At 75.0% G+C, this 18,689-nt stretch carries 12 protein-coding genes and 1 other RNA gene; 3 read left to right on the top strand and 10 right to left on the bottom strand.

Annotated elements, in window-relative coordinates:
* Window positions 1-85: 85 nt before the first annotated feature.
* A complete protein-coding gene (locus ACFVFR_RS24780) occupies window positions 86-1,327 on the bottom strand; it encodes a uroporphyrinogen-III synthase (protein WP_383705426.1) in 1,242 nt (413 codons plus the stop codon).
* Window positions 1,328-1,937: 610 nt separating this feature from the next.
* On the opposite strand from ACFVFR_RS24780, the gene ACFVFR_RS24775 reads away from it, so the two are divergent.
* On the top strand, window positions 1,938-2,336 hold the full coding sequence (locus ACFVFR_RS24775) for a hypothetical protein (RefSeq protein WP_383705372.1): 399 nt from the start codon (window positions 1,938-1,940) through the stop codon (window positions 2,334-2,336).
* 433 nt (window positions 2,337-2,769) lie between these two features.
* Here the strand turns inward: ACFVFR_RS24775 and ssrA are convergent.
* From ssrA to ftsE, 5 genes are all read right to left on the bottom strand, one after another.
* Window positions 2,770-3,139: a transfer-messenger RNA gene (gene ssrA, locus ACFVFR_RS24770) on the bottom strand.
* Between the two features lie 135 nt (window positions 3,140-3,274).
* Window positions 3,275-3,754: an SsrA-binding protein SmpB gene (gene smpB, locus ACFVFR_RS24765; RefSeq protein ID WP_383705369.1), complete on the bottom strand. Its 480-nt coding sequence runs from the start codon at window positions 3,752-3,754 to the stop codon at window positions 3,275-3,277.
* A gap of 18 nt (window positions 3,755-3,772) precedes the next feature.
* Entirely contained in the window at window positions 3,773-5,350 is a 1,578-nt protein-coding gene (locus tag ACFVFR_RS24760; protein ID WP_383705423.1) for a S41 family peptidase, read from the bottom strand.
* 82 nt (window positions 5,351-5,432) lie between these two features.
* Window positions 5,433-6,344, bottom strand: a complete 912-nt coding sequence (ftsX, locus tag ACFVFR_RS24755) for a permease-like cell division protein FtsX (protein ID WP_383705367.1) — start codon at window positions 6,342-6,344, stop codon at window positions 5,433-5,435.
* Window positions 6,345-6,353: 9 nt separating this feature from the next.
* The gene (gene ftsE, locus ACFVFR_RS24750) at window positions 6,354-7,043 is read right to left on the bottom strand and encodes a cell division ATP-binding protein FtsE (RefSeq protein ID WP_176161906.1); all 690 of its coding nucleotides are present in this window, start codon (window positions 7,041-7,043) and stop codon (window positions 6,354-6,356) included.
* Between the two features lie 312 nt (window positions 7,044-7,355).
* Between ftsE and ACFVFR_RS24745 the strand changes: the two genes are divergently transcribed.
* Window positions 7,356-7,547: a hypothetical protein gene (locus tag ACFVFR_RS24745; protein ID WP_383705365.1), complete on the top strand. Its 192-nt coding sequence runs from the start codon at window positions 7,356-7,358 to the stop codon at window positions 7,545-7,547.
* Between the two features lie 295 nt (window positions 7,548-7,842).
* On the opposite strand, the gene ACFVFR_RS24740 is transcribed toward ACFVFR_RS24745, so the two are convergent.
* The 4 genes from ACFVFR_RS24740 to ACFVFR_RS24725 form a co-directional block, all read right to left on the bottom strand.
* The gene (locus ACFVFR_RS24740; protein ID WP_383705363.1) at window positions 7,843-8,706 is read right to left on the bottom strand and encodes an LPXTG cell wall anchor domain-containing protein; all 864 of its coding nucleotides are present in this window, start codon (window positions 8,704-8,706) and stop codon (window positions 7,843-7,845) included.
* Between the two features lie 410 nt (window positions 8,707-9,116).
* The gene (prfB, locus tag ACFVFR_RS24735; protein WP_383705360.1) at window positions 9,117-10,223 is read right to left on the bottom strand and encodes a peptide chain release factor 2; all 1,107 of its coding nucleotides are present in this window, start codon (window positions 10,221-10,223) and stop codon (window positions 9,117-9,119) included.
* A 146-nt stretch (window positions 10,224-10,369) separates the two neighbouring features.
* Entirely contained in the window at window positions 10,370-11,680 is a 1,311-nt protein-coding gene (locus tag ACFVFR_RS24730; RefSeq protein ID WP_383705357.1) for a serine/threonine-protein kinase, read from the bottom strand.
* A gap of 337 nt (window positions 11,681-12,017) precedes the next feature.
* Window positions 12,018-13,721 (bottom strand): serine/threonine-protein kinase, encoded by a 1,704-nt coding sequence (locus ACFVFR_RS24725; RefSeq protein WP_383705354.1) that lies wholly within the window; start codon window positions 13,719-13,721, stop codon window positions 12,018-12,020.
* Between the two features lie 867 nt (window positions 13,722-14,588).
* Between ACFVFR_RS24725 and ACFVFR_RS24720 the strand changes: the two genes are divergently transcribed.
* The gene (locus ACFVFR_RS24720; RefSeq protein WP_383705351.1) at window positions 14,589-18,485 is read left to right on the top strand and encodes an FtsK/SpoIIIE domain-containing protein; all 3,897 of its coding nucleotides are present in this window, start codon (window positions 14,589-14,591) and stop codon (window positions 18,483-18,485) included.
* The last annotated feature ends 204 nt before the right edge of the window (window positions 18,486-18,689 follow it).

The raw sequence follows: 18,689 nt of genomic DNA, 5'->3' as shown, positions 1-18,689 counted from the left end.
CCCACATCCGGCCCCAGGCCGGGTCGCCCGCCCGCTCCCGACCCCGGGTTGGGTCGGGCCCCGTCCACACCCGGCTCCGGGGGCGCTACGCCTCGCCCGGCGGCGTGCCGGGTCGCGCGTTCTCCGGTGCGGGTGCCAGGCGGTACCCGCCGTCGGGGGTCGCCTCGATCAGCCCCGGCGTGCCGAGCGCGGCGCGCAGGTCAGCCAGCGCCGACTCGACCGCGTCCACGGCGTCACCTCCACCCGCGCCCGCCGCGCCGCCCGCGGCCACCACGTCATCCCCGCCCGTCACATCGCGCAGAACGCGGAGCAGGTCGGCCGGTGGGACGGGCTGGCCCGGATGGTGGGCCAGGGCGCGGAGGAGGGCGGACCCGGTCGGGGGCACCGGGCGCGGTTCGCCGTCCACGAGGGCCACGCGCCCGCGTACCGCCAGGCGGTGCCCTCCGACCGGCAGCGCCGGCGCACGCTCGGGCAGCTCACGGCACAACAGCTGCACCAGCGGGCCGAGCCGGAACCGTTCGGGCTGGCTCGCGGGCACGTCGTACGCCGCCAACGGCTGAGCGGTGACCGGGCCGACGCAGGCCACCAGCACGTCCCGACGCAGCGCGGCGACCAACGCGTCGCGCAGCCCGCGCTGCTCCGCCCGGTGCAGCAGGCTGGTGAGAGCGGGCGCGCTGGTGAAGGTGAGCGCGTCGACGGTACGAGCGACCACCGCGTCCAGCAGCAGGTCCAGCGGGCCCAGGTCCTCGGGGGGCAGCCACCGGTAGACCGGCACCCCGACCACCTCCGCGCCCGCGTCCCGCAGGGCCGCCACGAACTCCGTCAGCGGCTCGCCGTGCAACTGGACCGCGACCCGGCGCCCGGCCACGCCCTCGCCCAGCAGCCGGTCGAGTACCTCGGCCATCGACTCGGAGGCCGGCGCCCAGTCCTCGGTGAGGCCGGCGGCGCGGATCGCGCCGCGCACCTTGGGCCCACGGGCCAGCAGCTCCGCGCCCCGGAACCGGTCCAGCAGCGCGTCGCCAAGCCCCCAGCCCTCGGCCGCCTCGACCCAACCACGGAAGCCCACCGCCGTGGTGGCGATCACCACTTCGGGCGCGTGGTCGATCAACTCGTCTGTCGCGGAACGGAGTTGACCGTCATCGGCGAGCGGCACGATACGCAGCGCGGGCGCGTGCACCACCGTGGCCCCGCGCCGCTCCAGCAGCGCGATCATCTCCTCCGCACGCCGGGCCGCCGTCACGCCGACCGTGAACCCGGCCAGCGGCGTACCCCCGCGCCCGGACCCGCTCGCCTCCCCCGCCCCACTCTCCCCCGCCGCGTCCCGCACGACCGAACCACCGTCGCCGTCGCCGCCACGGTCGCCGTCGGCGGGCCCGCCCCCGCCGGTTCGTACGCCCGACGTCGCGGTCCGCTCGACCTCACCGCGCGGGTCCCCGTCGGTGGGCCGCTCGTCTCCGGTGGGCCGCTCGTGATCCGCCCGCATATGCCTCGCCCCGCTTCTGGCCGTCGTCCGTCGCGCGCCGCCCGGGCCGTTCCGGTCGGCGCGCGGAGATGGGAGCCCACCGGCACTCGGGGCGGGCTCGGTTCGCCAGTATCCCGGTCGCGGCGCCCTCTCCACCCGCCGTCCACGGACGCCCCGGCAGCGCTCGCACCCACACGCCGTCACCTACGGGAAGGCGTCCACCGACGACGACCGAGCGTTTCCAGCCGATGGCGCGATGTGACCAGGACGAAACCACACACTCACCTGCGGACCGAAGGCATCGTGAGCAACACTGTTCGCCGATCCATGCCATTCAGCCATATCGCGGGGGATTTCCATGAGCAGTTCGCATGTCAACGCGCGTTTCAACAGTTCGCCTCGCCTGTCCCACCAGGCACTTCATACGCACCTACATGCCGCCCCGTGGCCCCGACGGAGATGGCGCCGGGGGGCGGTGGCCGCGGCCGTCACGCTGTCGCTGGGGTTGGTGGGCGCGTGTTCCGGCGACTCGGACGGCGACTCGAAGGCGGTGAACCTGACGGAGCGTACGGTGCCCAACGCCGTCGCCGCGTTCCAGTCGGCGGAGCGGGCGGGATGCGGCGAGGGGGACTGCACGCGCCAGTTGCGGCGGCTGGTGGGGGACATCCGAGCCCTGGGCCAGGCGATGCGCGCGACGCCGGACGGCGAGGAGGCGTACGCGGAACCGCTGAGGACGGTCCAGGTGATGGAGAACGAACTGCCGGGCGACGAGTCGGCCGAGGTGGACGACTTCGCCCGCGAGCCCGCCCTGGCCGCCGCGAGAACCCTGAAGCGGTGGATCGAGACCCACCCCGACTCCCTCCGCGCGACCTGACCCACACCCCCGCGAGGCCCCCGCCCCACCCACACAAAGACCGAGCCCCACCAGCCCCCCACAGGCCGACCCGCATCGGCACAACAAAAAAGGCGAGGTCATCGCCCCAGGGCAACACCTCGCCATCCCCCACACACCCGGCCCAGCCGCGAGCCCCACTCACCAGACAAGCCCCCACCACCTCAAGAGACCAAGAAAACCCCACCCCGCACCACGCAGGGCGAAGCCCGCGCACCCCAGCGAAACGAAGCACCCACCCAGCCCCACCCAGCGCAGGGCGAAGCCCGCGCCAGGCCAACAAAACGAGGTGCCCCCACCCCGAAAAAGGGGGCCGCGGGTGGCGGAGCCCCCGCTCCGCGCGGACGAAGTCCGCGCAAAAACGACGAAGGCGAGGCGGCCTGCGCTTTCCGCAGGCACACCTCGCCTCTCGCCTTCGTGGAGATGGCGGGAATCGAACCCGCGTCCAACGGTGCGGAATCAGGGCTTCTCCGTGTGCAGTCCGCTGCGCTTTTCTCGGCCCCGGAGATCACGCGGACAAGTCTCCGACGGGCCCAGCCACTGTGTGGTTTCCCACCAGACCCCGTGGCCGGGCCTGGTGGTTGAGTTCCCTAGCTGATGCCAGGATCCGGGTCGGGAACACCCCCGGGCTGACACTTCGCAAGTCGCTACTTAGGCAGCGAGGGCGAAGGAATCGCGCTTGGAATTGGCGATTATTGGTTTCGGCATATGGTTAACGAGATCATTGCCGCTTCCTCGACACGCTTCCCCTGCTTCGACATCCGCTGTCGAAACCGATCATCCCCATGTGGTGTTGTCAATGCGCTCCCCTTGCGGGGCTGCCTCAGCTGCGTGAGGCGAGTGCCATCGTACGTGAACAGCGACCGTACGTGCCAGCCTATTCCCGCGTCACCGGGCGAAACGGAGCCCGGTCGGTGCGGTCAGGACCGCTGGCGGCGGCGTACGGCCGAGATGGCTCGCTGCGTCTCGCGCTGGTCCTGCTTCTCGCGCAGCGTCTGGCGCTTGTCGTACTCCTTCTTGCCCTTGGCCAGCGCGATCTCGACCTTGGCCCGGCCGTCCTTGAAGTACAGGGCCAGCGGGACGATGGTGTGGCCCGTCTCCTGGGACTTCGACTCCAGCTTGTCGATCTCCGCCCGGTGCAGCAGGAGCTTGCGCTTGCGCCGCGCCGAGTGGTTGGTCCAGGTGCCCTGCGTGTACTCGGGCACGTGCACGTTGTGCAGCCACGCCTCGTGACCGTCGATCTGCACGAAGCCGTCCACCAGCGAGGCCCGGCCCTGGCGTAGCGACTTGACCTCGGTGCCGGTCAGCACCAGGCCGCACTCGTACGTGTCGAGGATGTGGTAGTCGTGTCGCGCCTTCTTGTGCTGCGCGATCAGCTTGCGTCCCGTCTCTTTAGCCATAGCGCGCCCATTGTCGCACTAGGCCCCGCCCCCGAGGCCACTCAATACTGACTGGGCCCGCTGCTCGGCGTCGTCCTCGACGGCCAGGTCGGGGGTGATGCCCACGCCCTCGACGCCGCGTCCCACGGGGGTGCGGTAGTGGCCCACGGTCTCCTCGGCGACCGAGCCGTCCGGCCGCTCGGTCGGCATCTGCACCGAGCCCTTGCCGAAGGTCCGCGAGCCGAGGACGACGGCCCGCCCCCGGTCCTGGAGCGCACCGGTCAGCAGTTCGCCGGCGCTCATGGTGCCGCCGTCCACCAGCACCACCAGCGGGGTCTGCGTGTCGCCGCCGGGCTCGGCGTTGACGACGCGCTGGTCACCGCGTACGTCGTAGGTGGCGACCAGGCCGCCGTCGAGGAAGGCGGAGGCGGCGGTCGCGGCCTCGGTGACCAGGCCGCCGGAGTTGCCGCGCAGGTCGAGCACGAGCCCGTCGCCCTTGGGGGCGGCGCGCACCGCCTCGCGGACCCGCTCGCCGGTGTCCTTGGTGAAGGCGTCGACCTTGATCCGGGTGGCGTCCGGCTCGCCGTCGGTGAGTCGGCCCACGGTGACGTTCTCGGTGACGAGCCGGGAGCGGCGCAGTGTCTGCGTCCAGGCCCGGCCCGCTCGCTCCAGGCCGAGCACGACCGTGCTGCCGGCGGGCCCGCCCGTGGCGTCCGCGGGATGTGGCGCGCCGGCGGGCCGCCGGGTCGCGTCGGCGACCCCGCCGCGGTCCGCCTCGTCACGGGCGGCTTCCCCACCTTCGGCGGCGTCCTCGCCCGGCGTGCGGTCCCCGGCGTCGTCCTGCGGCGGCGTGGTCGCCGCGCGCTCGTCCGGGGTCCGGGCCTCGCCGCCCCGGCCGGGCTCGGGCTGGCCGGCGGTGGGCTCGCGGGGAGCGTCCTCGGGGGGCGCGGCGTCCGGCGTGGCGGGCCGGTCCGGCTCCGGCGCGTGGTCGGCGGCGGGCGCTCGGGGGGGCGCGGCGGCACCCCGGGGAGCCGGGTCAGCCGCCGGGTGCTCGTCGTGCGCGAGGTCGCCGCGCAGTCGGGCGACGACCTCGGTGACGGGGCGGCCGGTCACGGGCACGCCGTCAATGGATCTGAGTCGGTCGCCGGCGCGGACTCCGGCGCGCGCGGCGGGGCTGCCGGGCTGGACCCGGTCCACGGCGATGGCGCCGTCGGGCGTGCGCCGGGCCCACAGGCCGACGCCCACGTACCGGCCTTCGAGCCCGTGCTGGAAGCCCTCGTACTCGCGGCGCGTGTAGACCGAGCTCCACCGGTCGCCGCCACGGCTGACGTCGCGGGTCGCGGCGTCGTATCCGGGTGCGGACGGCGCGGGCGGGGTGGCCGCGCCCCGCGGGCCGGTGCCGGGACGGGGGTCGGCGGCCGGGTCGGCGGGGGCGCGGTGGCCGGGCGGCGCCGAGTTCGCCGAGGACTCCTGGTCCCAGGAGCCGGTGGCGGCGCCGGTCGCCAGGACGCTGGCGAAGACCAGGCCCAGGGCGGCCCCCCGGTGGGTACGACGGGGCCGCGGCTCGGCGTCCGCGAGCTGCCTACCGGCCGGAGCGGAGCGGAGCGGACGATTCATCCACAGGCCCGACATGTCGGCGAGTCTAGGCCACGACCGGGCGCCGCACGGGGTGTTGACCGTACGGCGCCCTGGTCGTACGTCACACCTTGAGGTACTTGCGCAACGCGAAGAAGGCGGCAAGAGCCGGCATGAGCAGGCCGATCGCCAGGACCAGTGGGAGCTTGGAGACCACCGCGTCCCAGCCGATGAAGTCGATGACGCTGATGTGGTCCGCGAGCCAGCCGTTGACCAGCACCTGCTGCCCGGTGACCAGCAGGACACAGGCGAACACGGCGCCGATCAGGCCCGCGATGGCGGCTTCCATGATGAAGGGCATCTGGATGTAGAAGCTGGAGGCGCCCACCAGCCGCATGATGCCGGTCTCGCGGCGACGGCTGAACGCCGAGACGCGCACGGTGTTGACGATCAGGAGCAGGGCGACCACGAGCATCAGCGCCATCACGCCAAGCGCCGCGAAGTTCATGCCGCTGAGCAGGTTGAAGAGCGGTTCGAGCACCGCCTTCTGGTCCTGCACCTCCTGCACGCCGGGGCGGGCGGCGAAGGCGCTGGAGATGACCTTGTACTGTTCCGGGTCCTTGAGCTTGACCCGGAACGACTCCTGCATCTGGTCGGCCGTCAGCGAGCTGGCCAGCGGGGAGTCGCCGAACTCCTCCTTGTAGTGCTTGAACGCCTCCTCGCTGCTCTCGAAGTGCACCGTCTCGACCAGGTTCATCCGCTCCAGCTCGGAGCGGATCTCCTTCTTCTGGTCGTCGGTGACGGCGCCCTTCTCGCAGTTGGGCGAGGTCTCCTTGTCGTTCTTGTTGCAGAGGAAGATCGATACGTTGACCTTGTCGTACCAGTAGCCCTTCATCGAGTCGACCTGCTCGCTCATCAGCAGGGACGCCCCGAACAACGCCAGGGACAGGGCCACGGAGACGATCACGGCAAAGGTCATCGTCAGATTGCGGCGGAGACCGACGCCGATCTCCGACAGGACGAACTGGGCGCGCATGGCGTCCTTTCAGTGCTGGTAGCCGTAGACGCCGCGCGACTGGTCACGCACGAGACGGCCCTTCTCAAGTTCGATGACGCGCTTGCGCATCTGGTCGACGATCTGCTGGTCGTGGGTGGCCATGACCACCGTGGTCCCGGTCCGGTTGATCCGGTCCAGCAGTTTCATGATGCCGACCGAGGTCTGCGGGTCGAGGTTGCCGGTGGGCTCGTCCGCGATCAGGAGCATCGGCCGGTTGACGAACGCGCGGGCGATGGCGACCCGCTGCTGCTCACCACCGGACAACTCGCCCGGCATCCGGTCCTGCTTGCCACCGAGGCCGACGAGGTCGAGCACCTCGGGCACGGTCTTGCGGATGGCGCCGCGCGGCTTGCCGATCACCTCCAGCGCGAAGGCGACGTTCTCCCCCACCGTCTTGTTGGGGAGCAGCCGGAAGTCCTGGAAGACCGTCCCGAGCTGGCGGCGCATCTGCGGCACCTTCCAGTTGGACAGTCGCGCGAGGTCCTTGCCCAGGACGTGGACGGCGCCGTGGCTGGCCCGCTCCTCGCGAAGCAGCAGCCGCAGAAAGGTGGACTTGCCCGACCCTGAGGAGCCCACCAGGAAGACGAACTCGCCCTTGGCGATCTCCAGCGAGACATCCCGCAACGCGGGGCGGGTCTGCTTGGGATAGGTCTTGGAGACGTTGTCGAATCGGATCACGAATGCACCACGGTCGACCTGAGTAGGGGGCACGGGCTGCCGCTGGCGCGGCTCCCGTCGGTGAGCGTGACCATACGCGAACCGCGCGCGGCCGCGCAGTCGGCGTCCTGGGTTGGTGCGTTTACCGCGCACCTCCTCGGGGGCAGAACGACGGCGGCCGGGCCGGTGCGCGCCCCGCGCGCCGGGCGACCCGCACGGAGCGCGCCGAAGCGGGCGGAAGCTGGCACAGTGGAAGAGGAACAAGCGCTCGCCTGGAAGCGTTGGGTGGGTGTATAGGCGGCGGCTGCGCCGCGTACGGGAGGAGGGAAGCGCATGACGTACGACAGGCTTGTCTGCGCCCATTGCGCCAGTCCCGTCAGTGAGGGTCGGTGCCCGGTCTGCCGGGCGCAGCGACGCACGCAGCAGGAGAGCCCGTTCGGCGGGTTGACGCCCGCGGCGCTGATCGCCCTGCTCGTGGCGTTGATCGCGGTGGCCGCGCTCGCGCACGAGATGGCGACCGTCTAGCGAAGGGCGCGACCCGCGCGGATCAGCGTGGCCAAGGCGTACACACCGTCCACCTTCCCATACGTTCTGTGACGTACGACTGTTGACGCATGCCCCTGCAGGGGCCGTCGACGCTTGCCCGGGCACCGGAGGGGCGGGGCGCCGGCGTACGGAGGGGCCCACGACGCACCTGGCGTCGTGGGCCCCTCGTGTGTGCCGCGATGCGGCGCGGGCCGTGCGGGGCGCGCCGGGTCAGTGCGCCCGGTGTGCCCCGGTCACCGCCTCGACGTCACCGCCGCGGGCGCCTCGCGCGCGATCAGGCCGCGGTGGCGCCACGGGTGATCAGGCGCGGCATGACGCGGAAGCCGATGCCGCCGGCGATCATCGTGGCCGCGCCGACGACCAGGAAGGTCGTCTCGGAGGCACCGGTCTCGGCCAGCTCCTCCTTGGGCTTGTTCTGCTGCACCGGGCGCGCGCCCGCGCTGTCGGTGTCGGTGTTGTCGTCCGCGCAGTCGACGCCGTCGGCACCGACCGGGCAGGTGCCCGCGTCGTTGCCGTTGTCGCCGTTGCCTCCGGAGCCGGCGCCCGGGGCGGTCGGCTGGTCGGAGGGGCTACCGGTCGGCCCGCTCGTGGGCTGGCCGGTCGGCGGGGCGGTGGTGGGACCGCCGGTGGGCGGCGTGGTCGTGGGACCACCGGTCGGCGGGGTCGTCGTCGGGCCACCGGTGGGCGGCGTCGTCGTCGGACCGCCGGTGGGCGGCGTGGTGGTCGGGCCACCGGTCGGCGGCGTCGTCGTCGGACCACCGGTCGGCGGCGTGGTCGTCGGACCGCCGGTGGGCGGCGTGGTCGTGGGACCACCCGTGGGCGGGGTCGTCGTGGGACCACCGGTGGGCGGCGTCGTCGTCGGACCGCCCGTGGGCGGCGTGGTGGTCGGGCCACCGGTCGGCGGCGTCGTCGTCGGACCGGTCGGGATGCCGGTCGGCTCGTTGGTCGGGTCGTCGTCGCCCACGGCGACGCGCGCCTCCAGGCCGTCCTTGTCGGCCTCGGCCTTGACCCCCACCCCGCCCACGTTGACGTCGATGCCGACGGCCGAAGCGGCACCCGCCGCGGTCAGCGACGCGCCAGCGGCGATCACCGTCCCCGCGACGATCCGCGCAACGCGCAACCGCGTCTTCTTGGTCATCTGCCTGCTACCCCCAGTAGCTGTACTCGTCAGTGGAGCAGCTATGCGCGGGGCCACGGTCCGGGGCTGCGTCTCGCGGCACGGGCCTCACAGCCGGCCAGCCGCGGGCCCCACTCACACGTGCCCCAGTTCATACGCATGCCGCGCGCCAGCTTTCCCACTAATCCCACCACCGTCAAGGTAGTTCCGCGCGGGATGCCCGCCTTGCTACGAGTTGACGGTCACCACGGGATGTAACCGTGACCTAAGAGCCGGCCGATGCGGGCTCTCTGACGGGGCGTCGACGGTCAGCGGGGGCGATGTGCGAGGCGGGGCGGGTGCCGTACGGGGGCGGGGGCGGGGGAGGGTCAGGGCACGCGAAAGCCCGCCGCCCCGGCGGGGGCGACGGGCTCGGACGTCACGTCGGGGTGCTACTTCTCCTGCTGCTTGCGCCAGCGGATGCCGGCCTCCAGGAAGCCGTCGATCTCGCCGTCCAGGACGGACTGCGGGTTGCCCACCTCGTGGCCCGTGCGCAGGTCCTTGACCATCTGGTAGGGGTGCAGGACGTACGAACGCATCTGGTTGCCCCAGGAGTTGCCGCCGTCGCCCTTGAGCGCGTCCATCTTGGCCTGCTCCTCCTGGCGGCGGCGCTCAAGGAGCTTGGCCTGGAGGACGTTCATCGCGGTCGCCTTGTTCTGGATCTGCGAGCGCTCGTTCTGGCAGGAGACGACGATGCCGGTGGGGATGTGGGTCAGCCGCACCGCGGAGTCGGTGGTGTTGACGCCCTGACCACCGGGGCCCGAGGAGCGGTAGACGTCCACCCGCAGGTCGGACTCGTCGATCTCGACGTGGTCGGTCTGCTCCACCACCGGGAGCACCTCGACGCCGGCGAACGAGGTCTGGCGGCGGCCCTGGTTGTCGAAGGGCGAGATGCGCACCAGGCGGTGGGTGCCCTGCTCGACGGAGAGGGTGCCGTACGCGTACGGCACCTGGATGGTGAAGGTCGAGGACTTGATGCCGGCCTCTTCGGCGTACGAGGTGTCGTAGACCTCGGCCTTGTAGCCGTGGCGCTCGGCCCAGCGGAGGTACATCCGCTGGAGCTGCTCGGCGAAGTCGGCGGCGTCCACGCCACCGGCCTCCGCGCGGATGTTGACCAGGGCCTCGCGGGCGTCGTACTCGCCGGACAGCAGCGTGCGGACCTCCATCTCGTCCAGCGCCTTGCGGACGGAGGTCAGCTCGGCCTCGGCCTCGGCGCGGGCGTCCGCGTCGTCCTCGGCGTCGGCGAGCTCGAAGAGCACCTCGAGGTCGTCGATCCGGCCGCGCAGCTCCTCGGTCCGGCGGAGCTGCCCCTGGAGGTAGGAGAGCTGGCTGGTCACCTTCTGCGCGTTCGCCGGGTCGTCCCAGAGGGACGGCGCCGCCGCCTGCTCCTCAAGCACGGCGATGTCGGCCCTCATCTTGTCCAGATCGAGGACCGCCTCGATCGACCCCATGGTGGAGGAGAGGGACTTCAGCTCTTCGGATACATCGACGACTGCCACACCCCCAGCCTAACGGTTAGCCGGGCCCGCCCGGCCCGACCGCGCGACCGCCCCCGCCGATACGCCTCTGAGCTGGGGCGATGTCGTGACGGGGGCGGGGTGACGGGGGCCGGCCGCTCCGTGGTCACCGGGGCGGCCGGCCCGGGTCACGGGGTGCGCTCGGACTGGTGCACGCCCGGGGCGTCCGGGTCCCCCTCGTCGTCGCCGCCGACCGCGAGGTAGCCGCCCACGCCCGCGGCGAGCAGCGCGGCGACGGCCGCGGCGCCCAGCCTGACCCGGCGACGGCGGACCACTTCCGGGTCGGAGCGGTGCCGGGCCGACCCGGCGCGGCGCTGCCCGCTGGCGCGCGGGGCGCGGGCCGTGCCGTGCGCGCCGCCGGCCAGCTCGGCCGAGGAGGGGGCCCGCATGCTGGTGTGGGTGTCGCGGCTGGAGTCGGCGACGGCCCCCGGCACCAGCGGGACGGCGCCGCGCCGGCGCACCTCGCCGTCGGGGCCGCGCTCGTGCGCGGCGTCCGGTCGCGGCGTGCCGTCCTCGTACGCCCCGTACCCGCCCTCGTACTCGCCCTGCGCCTCGTCGCCCGGCTCGTCGATGTCGAGCGGGGGCATGCCGGTCAGGCCCGGCAGCAGTTCGCGCAGCCGGGCGGCCAGCTCGGCGGCGCGCAGCCGCGAGGCCGGGGCCTTGGCCAGGCACTGGACCATCAGCTGCCACAGCTCGTCCGGGATGCCGGGCAGTGGGGCGACGGTCTCGGTGACATGGCGCCTGAGCACCGCGCCCGGGTGACCGCCGCCGAACGGGGTGAAGCCCGCGAGCAGTTCGTAGAGCACCGTGGCCAGCGCGTACACGTCCACGCTCGCGCGGGGCGGCAGGCCCTCGATGATCTCGGGGGCGAGGTAGTCGGGGGTGCCGATGACGCTGTGGTTGGTGGCCGTGCGGGAGCCGTCCTTGGCGCGGTGTCGGCCCGGCGCGTCCACCAGGCGGGCCACCCCGAAGTCGGTGAGCAGCGCGGGGTGGGCGCCGCCGGGGCCGAGCGGGCCCCGCATGTCGAGGAGGACGTTCTCGGGTTTGACGTCGCGGTGCACGATCTGCGCGGCGTGCGCTGCGGCGAGGCCGTCGGCGACGTCGGCGACGATCGCGACGGCCGCCTCGGGGGCGAGGCGGCGTTCGTGGTTGAGGCGGGTGCGCAGGTCGGTGCCCCGGATCAGGTCCATGACCAGGGCGAGGTCGTTGCCGTCGACCACGAGGTCGCGCACGCCGACCACGCGGGGGTGGTCCAGGCTGAGCAGCGCGGCGCGCTCGTGGACGAAGCGGGCGACGAGCTCCTGGTCGGAGGCGAGTTCCTCGCGCAGCAGCTTGATGGCGACCGGCCCGTCGGGGCCCTCGCCCAGCCACACCGTGCCGACGCTGCCGCGCCCCAGGACCTGGCCTGCGGTGTACCGGCTACCGATCTTCCGTGCCAAGGCTGCTCCGACTGTCTCTGACGGTGTTCAACGGTTCGGCAGTCGAGCGGTGCGGCGGCGAGCGGCAGTGGTCGGCCGCGTCCTCGCTTCAACGCCGTACGCGGTCTCGTCCGCGCTCCCCGGCGCGCATGGGCCGGGGTCAGCGACAAAGCTACGCGGCCGGTGGCCGGTTGCGGGGCCCAGAGCGGGCCAACTGTCCACTACACGGTGATTTGCACCCTTGAGGTGTCGACATATCGCCACAGTCGTGACCGAGTTTGGTATAGGCGCCCGACGGGCCACCCGGTCCCCGCCTCCGCGCGCCCGGGGCGGCGGAGGCGGGTCCGTACGTCGCGCGTCAGCTCGGGCCGCCCAGGTCCGAGATCCAGTCCTTGACCTCGGTGGTCCAGTCCTTCGTGGCCTGCCAGAAGCTCTTGCCGTCCGCGACCCAGTCCTGGAGCGGCGTCAACTCCCAGACCAGCCAGGCGCCGACGATCAGGATGACGATGACGAGCAGGCAGCCCTTGAGGCAGCCGAGACCCGGAATCCGCGTCGGGTTGGCGCTGCGCTGACGCGGCTCGCGACGCGGGGCGGCGGGCTCGGGCGCCGGCGGCGGGGGCGCGTACCGCTGCGGCGGCGGCTGTTGCTGCCGTCGGCGCGGCTGCTGCGGCTGGGGGTGCTGGGGCTGCTGCGGCGGCGCGTACGGGTCGGGGGCCGGGCCGCGCTGCTGCCGCGGTGGGTAGGGCTGCTGGCCGTACGGCTGCTGCGGGGGCTGCTGGCGCTGCGGGGGCTGCTGGGGCCCGGGGCGGCGCTGGGGGCGGCGGCGTAGCGGGTCCTGACTCGGGTCGAGGTACTGGACCTGGGTCTGGTCGTTGCGGTCGCGGGCCGCGCGCATCTGGTTCTGCCAGGGGTGGTCCCCGTCGGGCTGCTGGCCCGGAGGCACCGGCGGCATGGCCCGGGTGGCGCCGTCGGCGCCGGGCGGTCCGGAGCCGGCGGGCAGCACCTGGGTCGGGTCGGCGTGCGGGCCGGGCGCGCCGGTCTGGGGCAGCACGCTGGTCGCGGCGTTGGGGTCGAATCCGCCCGCGTTGGGGGTCAGGACCTGGGTGGCGTCGGCGTTGCCGCCGCTGTCGGGGACCTGCGCGGGGCTGGGGTCGGGCGCCAGCAGCGCGGCGACGCCCAGGGCCGCCTCGGCCTGGGCGACCGAGGCGTGCACGCCGACGCCGGCGGCGACGGTCCGCAGGGCACGGGCCAGGTTCTCCGCGCTCGGCCGCTCCTCGGGGCGCTTGCGCAGGCAGCGCTCTATGCAGGTCCACAGCGGCTCGGGCACGGTCGAGGGCCGGCGCGGCTCCTCGCTCAGGTGCCGGTGGAGCACTTCGAGGGCGGTGTTGCCGGCGAACGGGGGGCGCCCGGTGACCAGCTCGTACAGCAGGATGCCCGCGCCGTAGATGTCCACGGCGGAGGTCTGCGGGCGACCCTCGGCGGACTCGGGCGCCACGTACGCCGGGGTGCCGACGAACTCGTGAGTACGGGTCAGGCCCGGGGAGTCGGCCAGGCGCGCGATGCCGAAGTCGGTGAGCATCGGGTGCATCTGCTCGCCGTCGGGGCCGGTGGCGACCAGCACGTTGGCGGGCTTGAGGTCGCGGTGGACGACCCCGTCGGCGTGGCTGGCGGCCAGCGCGTCGGCGATCTGCGCGGTGAGCAGGGCGGCGGCCACCGGCGTGAACGGCCCGTTGGTCTGCAGGTACTTGTGCAGGTCCGGGCCCTCGACCAGGTCCATCACCAGGGCGAGCAGGTCGCCCTCGACGACCAGGTCGCGGGTGCGGACGATGTTGGGGTGGGTGAGCCGCAGGAGCACCGAGCGCTCGCGCAGGAAGCGCATGACGATCTCGGGGTCGTGCGCCAGCTCCTCCTTGAGGACCTTGATCGCGACGGTCTCGCCGGGCTGTCCGGTCACGGCGGCCTCGGCGCCCGCCGCCTCGCGCTGGCGGGCCCGCCAGACGGTGCCAGTGGCTCCGCGTCCGAGCGGCTCCTCTAGCAGGTACTTGCTGCCTACCGGCCGCACGTCATGCGCTCCCTGGTCGTGGTGAACCTGATCGTGGTCTGTTCCCAGCTCCGTGGCACGGTGCTCGGCCCGTTGGCCCACTCTAGTGCCGCGCCTCCGACCGCTGAGGAGCCGCTCGTCGCGCCGGGGCACGCCGGGCTCCGAGAGAAGACGCGTGAAGTGGCCGGATGGTTGCCACGACGACGGCCCGCCGCGCGCGAGGGCGGAGTGGCGGTACGCGGGTGACCTGCGGCCTTCCGCGCCGGAGCGCGGCGCGCCAGAGCGCGCGGGGCCGCCGTCAAGAGCGCGTGGTGGACATCCACGGCGGGCGGGAGCGGGCAGCGGGGCGGCTGGGCGGCGAGCCGGCCCGGGCCGCCGCGCGGGTGGCGGCGCGAGCGGCGCGCGGGCCGGTGGGCGGGCCGGTGGGCGGGCGCCGTGTCGGCGGGTGGGCGCGCGCCGAGTCGGCGGGAGGCGGAGCCGCGAGTGCGGGGCGAGAGCGGCGGGAGCGGGGCGAGAGGGACCGGGCGACGGGGCGCGGAGGGACGTGATCCGGCCAGCTAGCGGCACGGGGCTCCGGCGCCGCCGGCGCCGGCGGTCCGGGGGCGCGGCACGTGGTCCGAGGGGTGACCGAGCAGCGTGCCGGGCCGCTCGGCCTGTCGCCCGGCTGCCCGTACGCGGGCACTTTTGGCCAACTCCACGGCCGATCAAGATCACGAAGCGGCACTCGCCAGGCGCGTTGTCAGTCGTGGATGCGAGGATGCACGCAGCACATGGGGTACGGGAGGAGGGGCCCGTGATGTGTGTCCTGTACGTGCTGACGCGCCTGGGGGCGGTGGGGGATGCGGCATTCCCGCCGAGCGCCCGGGGCAGAAGGGACCGCTGGCGGCGATGCAGATCCGGTTGACCGTCCTCGGGCCGCGCAGCGGCCTCCCCGGCCACCAGGCGCCCGCCTGCGACGTCCTGGTCACGGCGCCCGTCGGCACCGCCCTGGCGTCGGTGACCAGCGGCCTCGCGGCGGCGCTCGCCGCCGTGGGCGCCGACGTGGGCGGCGGCACCGTGGCGGTGTACGCGGGGTCCGAGCGGCTGGACGCGCGGCGCTGCGCGCTGGGTGAGCCGCCGCTGGTGGACGGCGCGGTGCTCGCGCTCCAGGCTCCGGCCGCCCCCGACGCCCAGCCCCACCCCTATCCCGCGCTGTGCTCCGCCGCTCCTGCCCGGCTGCACGTCGTGGCGGGCCCCGACGCGGGCGGCGTGCACCTGCTGCACGGCGGTCAGGCCCGGGTCGGCCGCTCCAGCGGCGCGGACGTACCGCTGGACGACCCGGACGTCTCCCGGGCGCACTGCGCGGTCACCGTCTCCGAGGACGGCCAGGTCACGGTGGCCGACCTCGGCTCGACGAACGGCACGCGGCTCGACGGCGTGCCCGTCGGCGGCCAGCTGACGGCCCTGCCTCCCGGCGCGTTGCTGCGCATCGGAGAGTCCGCGCTGCGCCTGCACGCCCCGCCGAGCGGGCTCGCGCCCGACGCCGACGCGCGGGGGGCCGCCCAGCGGGGCGGCGCCCTCTCCGACACCCGCACCCCACCCACCGACGGCCGGTACGCGGCGCAGGCCGCCGGCTTCCAGGGCCTGGCCCCCGGCTGGGGCGCCGGCCCCGCGCCGCTGCCCACCCAGCCGGACGGCGAGGGCCACCTGCGCGTCGCGCCCGGCGGCCGGGAGGTCGCGGACCCGGCGGCGGAGCGGCCGGGCCCCCCCGGCGGCGCGGCCGGACGCCGGGGGGCGGGCACCGAACCCGCGGGCGCCCGGGCGGCCGACGGCGGCGAGGCGTGCGCGTACGGCACACCGGGACAGCCCCCGGCCTGGAGACCCGACGCGGGCCAGCGCCCGGGGGCGGACCCCGGGTGGGGCGAGGCGACCGGCGCGGACATAGGCGGCCGGCCCGGCGCGCCCCGGGCCGCGACGTCGACGGTGGGCCCGGACGGCCAGCCCGACGGCACCGAACCCACGGGGTACGCGACGGGCTCCGGCCATCCCGCGCCCGGCGACCTCGGCGCCACCCGGCGCACCGCGCGCCCCACCGACGGCCTCGGCCGTTGGCCGGGAGCCGGCACCGACGACGCGTACGACGTCCCGACGCACCCCGGCGACCCGCACTCCTCCCGCACCGAGCGGCGGCGTACGGGACTGGGAGCCTGGGCCCGTCGGCTCGCCGGCGGTGGCCGGGTCGTCGAGCGCGCGGAGTCCGACGGCGGTGGGGGCGCCGATCCGGCCGAGGTCGTGCGGGCCGCCGTCGCGGCGGCCGACGCGCTCGACCAGCGCTGGCCCGACCCGGCCGCCGTGTTGCTGACCGCCCTCGGCCCGGACGTACGCCTGTGGGAGCGCACGCCGTGCCACCCGGACGCGCTCGTGGTCCGGCTCGGCACGGCGGACGAGCCGCTGGCCGAGCTCGCGGGCACGCCGGGCGCGCCCACCGTGTTCGCGCCGGTCGCGGTGAGCCTGCGGGAGGCCGGGGCGTTGGGCCTGGCCGGGCCGCGCGCCCGGCTGGCCGGGCTCGCCCGGTCGGTGATCGCCCAGCTCGCCGCCGCGCACCCGCCCACGGCCCTGGAGATCGTGCTGATCAGCGCCGATCGACAGCGGCCCGTCGAGGAGCGCGTCGCCGCCTGGTCCTGGCTCGGCTGGTTGCCGCAGGTGCGACCGGCTCACGGCCAGGACTGTCGACTGCTGCTCGCCTTCGACCGGGACCAGACCTCGGCCCGGGTGAACGAGCTGGTGCGGCGCCTGGACGACGGCCCGCTCGGCCCCGGCTGGATCACCGCCGCGCCCTCGGCCGTGGCCGCCGCGGCCAAGCGGCACACCGGGCCGCACACCGTGGTGATCGTGGACGGCGAGCCCGGGCAGCGCTCGGTGCGCGAACGGATCGCCCGGCTCGCGGCCGGCGGCCCCGCCGCCGGCGTCCACCTCATCTGTCTGGCCGACGCGCCGCCCGCCGCCGCGGGCGCCCCACTGTCGGCGAGCTACGAGGCGGCGCGCTCGGCGTCCTCGCTGATCGCCGAATGCGGGGTCGTCGCGCTGCTCAGCGGCGACGTCGCGACCGAGCTCAAGGTGTTGCACCGGGGCTGGGACGGCGACCCGGGGCGGGCTCTGCCCCCGACACCGCCGCCCGCGCCCCAGCCCGGCCCGCACAGCGACTGGTACGTGGCCCACGGCCTGCCCGCGCAGCCCGCTCCCGGCTCCGGCCCCGGAGGCCAGGGCGGCGCGCGGCCCACGCCCGGCGCCACCGCGTACGCCGGCGGCCCCACCCATCTCGGCGGCACCACCCGCGCCGGCGCTGCCCCCTCGGGCGGTGGCGCCGGCCCGGAGCCGGTCGCGTCCGGCGCGGTCCGCACCGCGACGGTGGACGCCGTGTCGCTGGCGTGGGCCGAGCGGTTCGCGCGGGCGCTGGCCCCGCTGCGCCCCCTCGACACCGCCGCCGGCGGCCTCGGCGGCCCGGCCCGCGCGAGCACGCCTCTGCCCAACAGCACCCGCCTGCTCGACGAACTGGGCCTGGCGCGAGCCACCCCCGCCTCGCTGATGGCCCGCTGGGCCGCCGCGGCGGACGAGGGGGCGCTCGGCGGGCGCACGGTGGCGGTGCTCGGCGCCGGCCCGCGCGGGCCGCTCGCCATCGACCTCGCGGCCGACGGCCCGCACCTGCTCATCGACGGCGCGCCCGGCACCGGCAAGACCGAACTCCTGCGCTCGATCGCCGCCTCACTGGCCGCCGCCGAGCGCCCCGACCGAATGTCGCTGGTCCTGGTGGACGGCGGCGGCGTGGAGCGCGGCGAGGGGCTGCGGCCGTGTACGGAGCTGCCGCACGTCTCGACGTACCTGGCGGCGTCCGACCCGGTGCGCATGCGGGAGTTCGCGCAGGCGCTCAGCTCCGAACTCAAGCGGCGGGCCGAGGTGCTCGGCCACGACGACTTCCTGTCCTGGCACGCGCGCGAGGGGGCGAGGGCCCAGGTCGTCGCGCCGCGCAAGCCGGTGGACGCGCCCGATCCCGGTGCCGGCCCCTTCGGCGGCCCCGAGCAGGGCCAGCCCGGTGGGCGTTGGACCACGGGGTACGCGACGGACGGCGGCCTGGACAGCGCGCCGAGCGGCACCCTCACGCTGCGCACACACGGCGTCGACGGCGGCGCGGGCACCGGCACGCCCGGGGGCCTGGGCGCCGACGGCGCGGAGCGGCGGCCGGGCGGGGGCGAGCAGCCGGACCCGTACGGGCCGGGCGCGATGCCCCGACTCGTGGTGCTGGTGGACGACTTCGACGCGCTGGTGGCGCCGGCCCTGGGCAGCACGGGCCGGCCGTCGGCCGGTTCGGTGGTGCGCGCGTTGGAGGCTGTCGCTCGCGACGGCGCGCGCCTGGGCGTGCACCTGATCGCGGCCTCGGGCCGCCCGGACCGCACGGCGGACACGGTCGCGGTCGAACGCGCCGGGCTGCGGGTGCTGTTGGAGCAGCCGTCCGGCAGCGTACGCAGCGCGGTGGAGGGCCTGCCGACGCCCGGCCGGGGGCGGCTCAAGCGGCCCGACGACGGAGGCGTGACGCCCTTCCAGGCCGGCCGGGTCACCGGCCGCATCCCGCGTACGGCCACGGCCCGCCCCACGGTGGTCCCGCTGGACTGGGAGCGGATGGGCGACCCACCCACCCGCCGCCCCCTGCGTGAGCTGGGCAACGGCCCGACCGACCTGGCGCTGCTGGCCAGCGCGTTGCAGCGGGCGGCCCAGTCCACCGGCGCGGCGACGGCCCCGCCGCTGGTCTGACCCCCGGCGGGGCGAGGCCACCTCGAAACCGGGCCACCCCTGGGGAGGAGCCGACCTCGCGCCGGCCCGGGTCGAGCGGATTCCGGGCTCACCGCCGCGCTTTCCACGGGACGGCTGACCGCCGGGGTGACCAGCCGACTCTCGGCGGAGCCAGCCCCCTACGGCCAGGGGCCGACCAGCGCCCCCGGCCGGGCCGGAACCGCC

Source organism: Streptomyces sp. NPDC057702 (assembly GCF_042799315.1).
Classification (GTDB): Bacteria; Actinomycetota; Actinomycetes; order Streptomycetales; family Streptomycetaceae; genus Streptomyces.
This window is presented reverse-complemented; position numbering and strand designations above follow the sequence as displayed.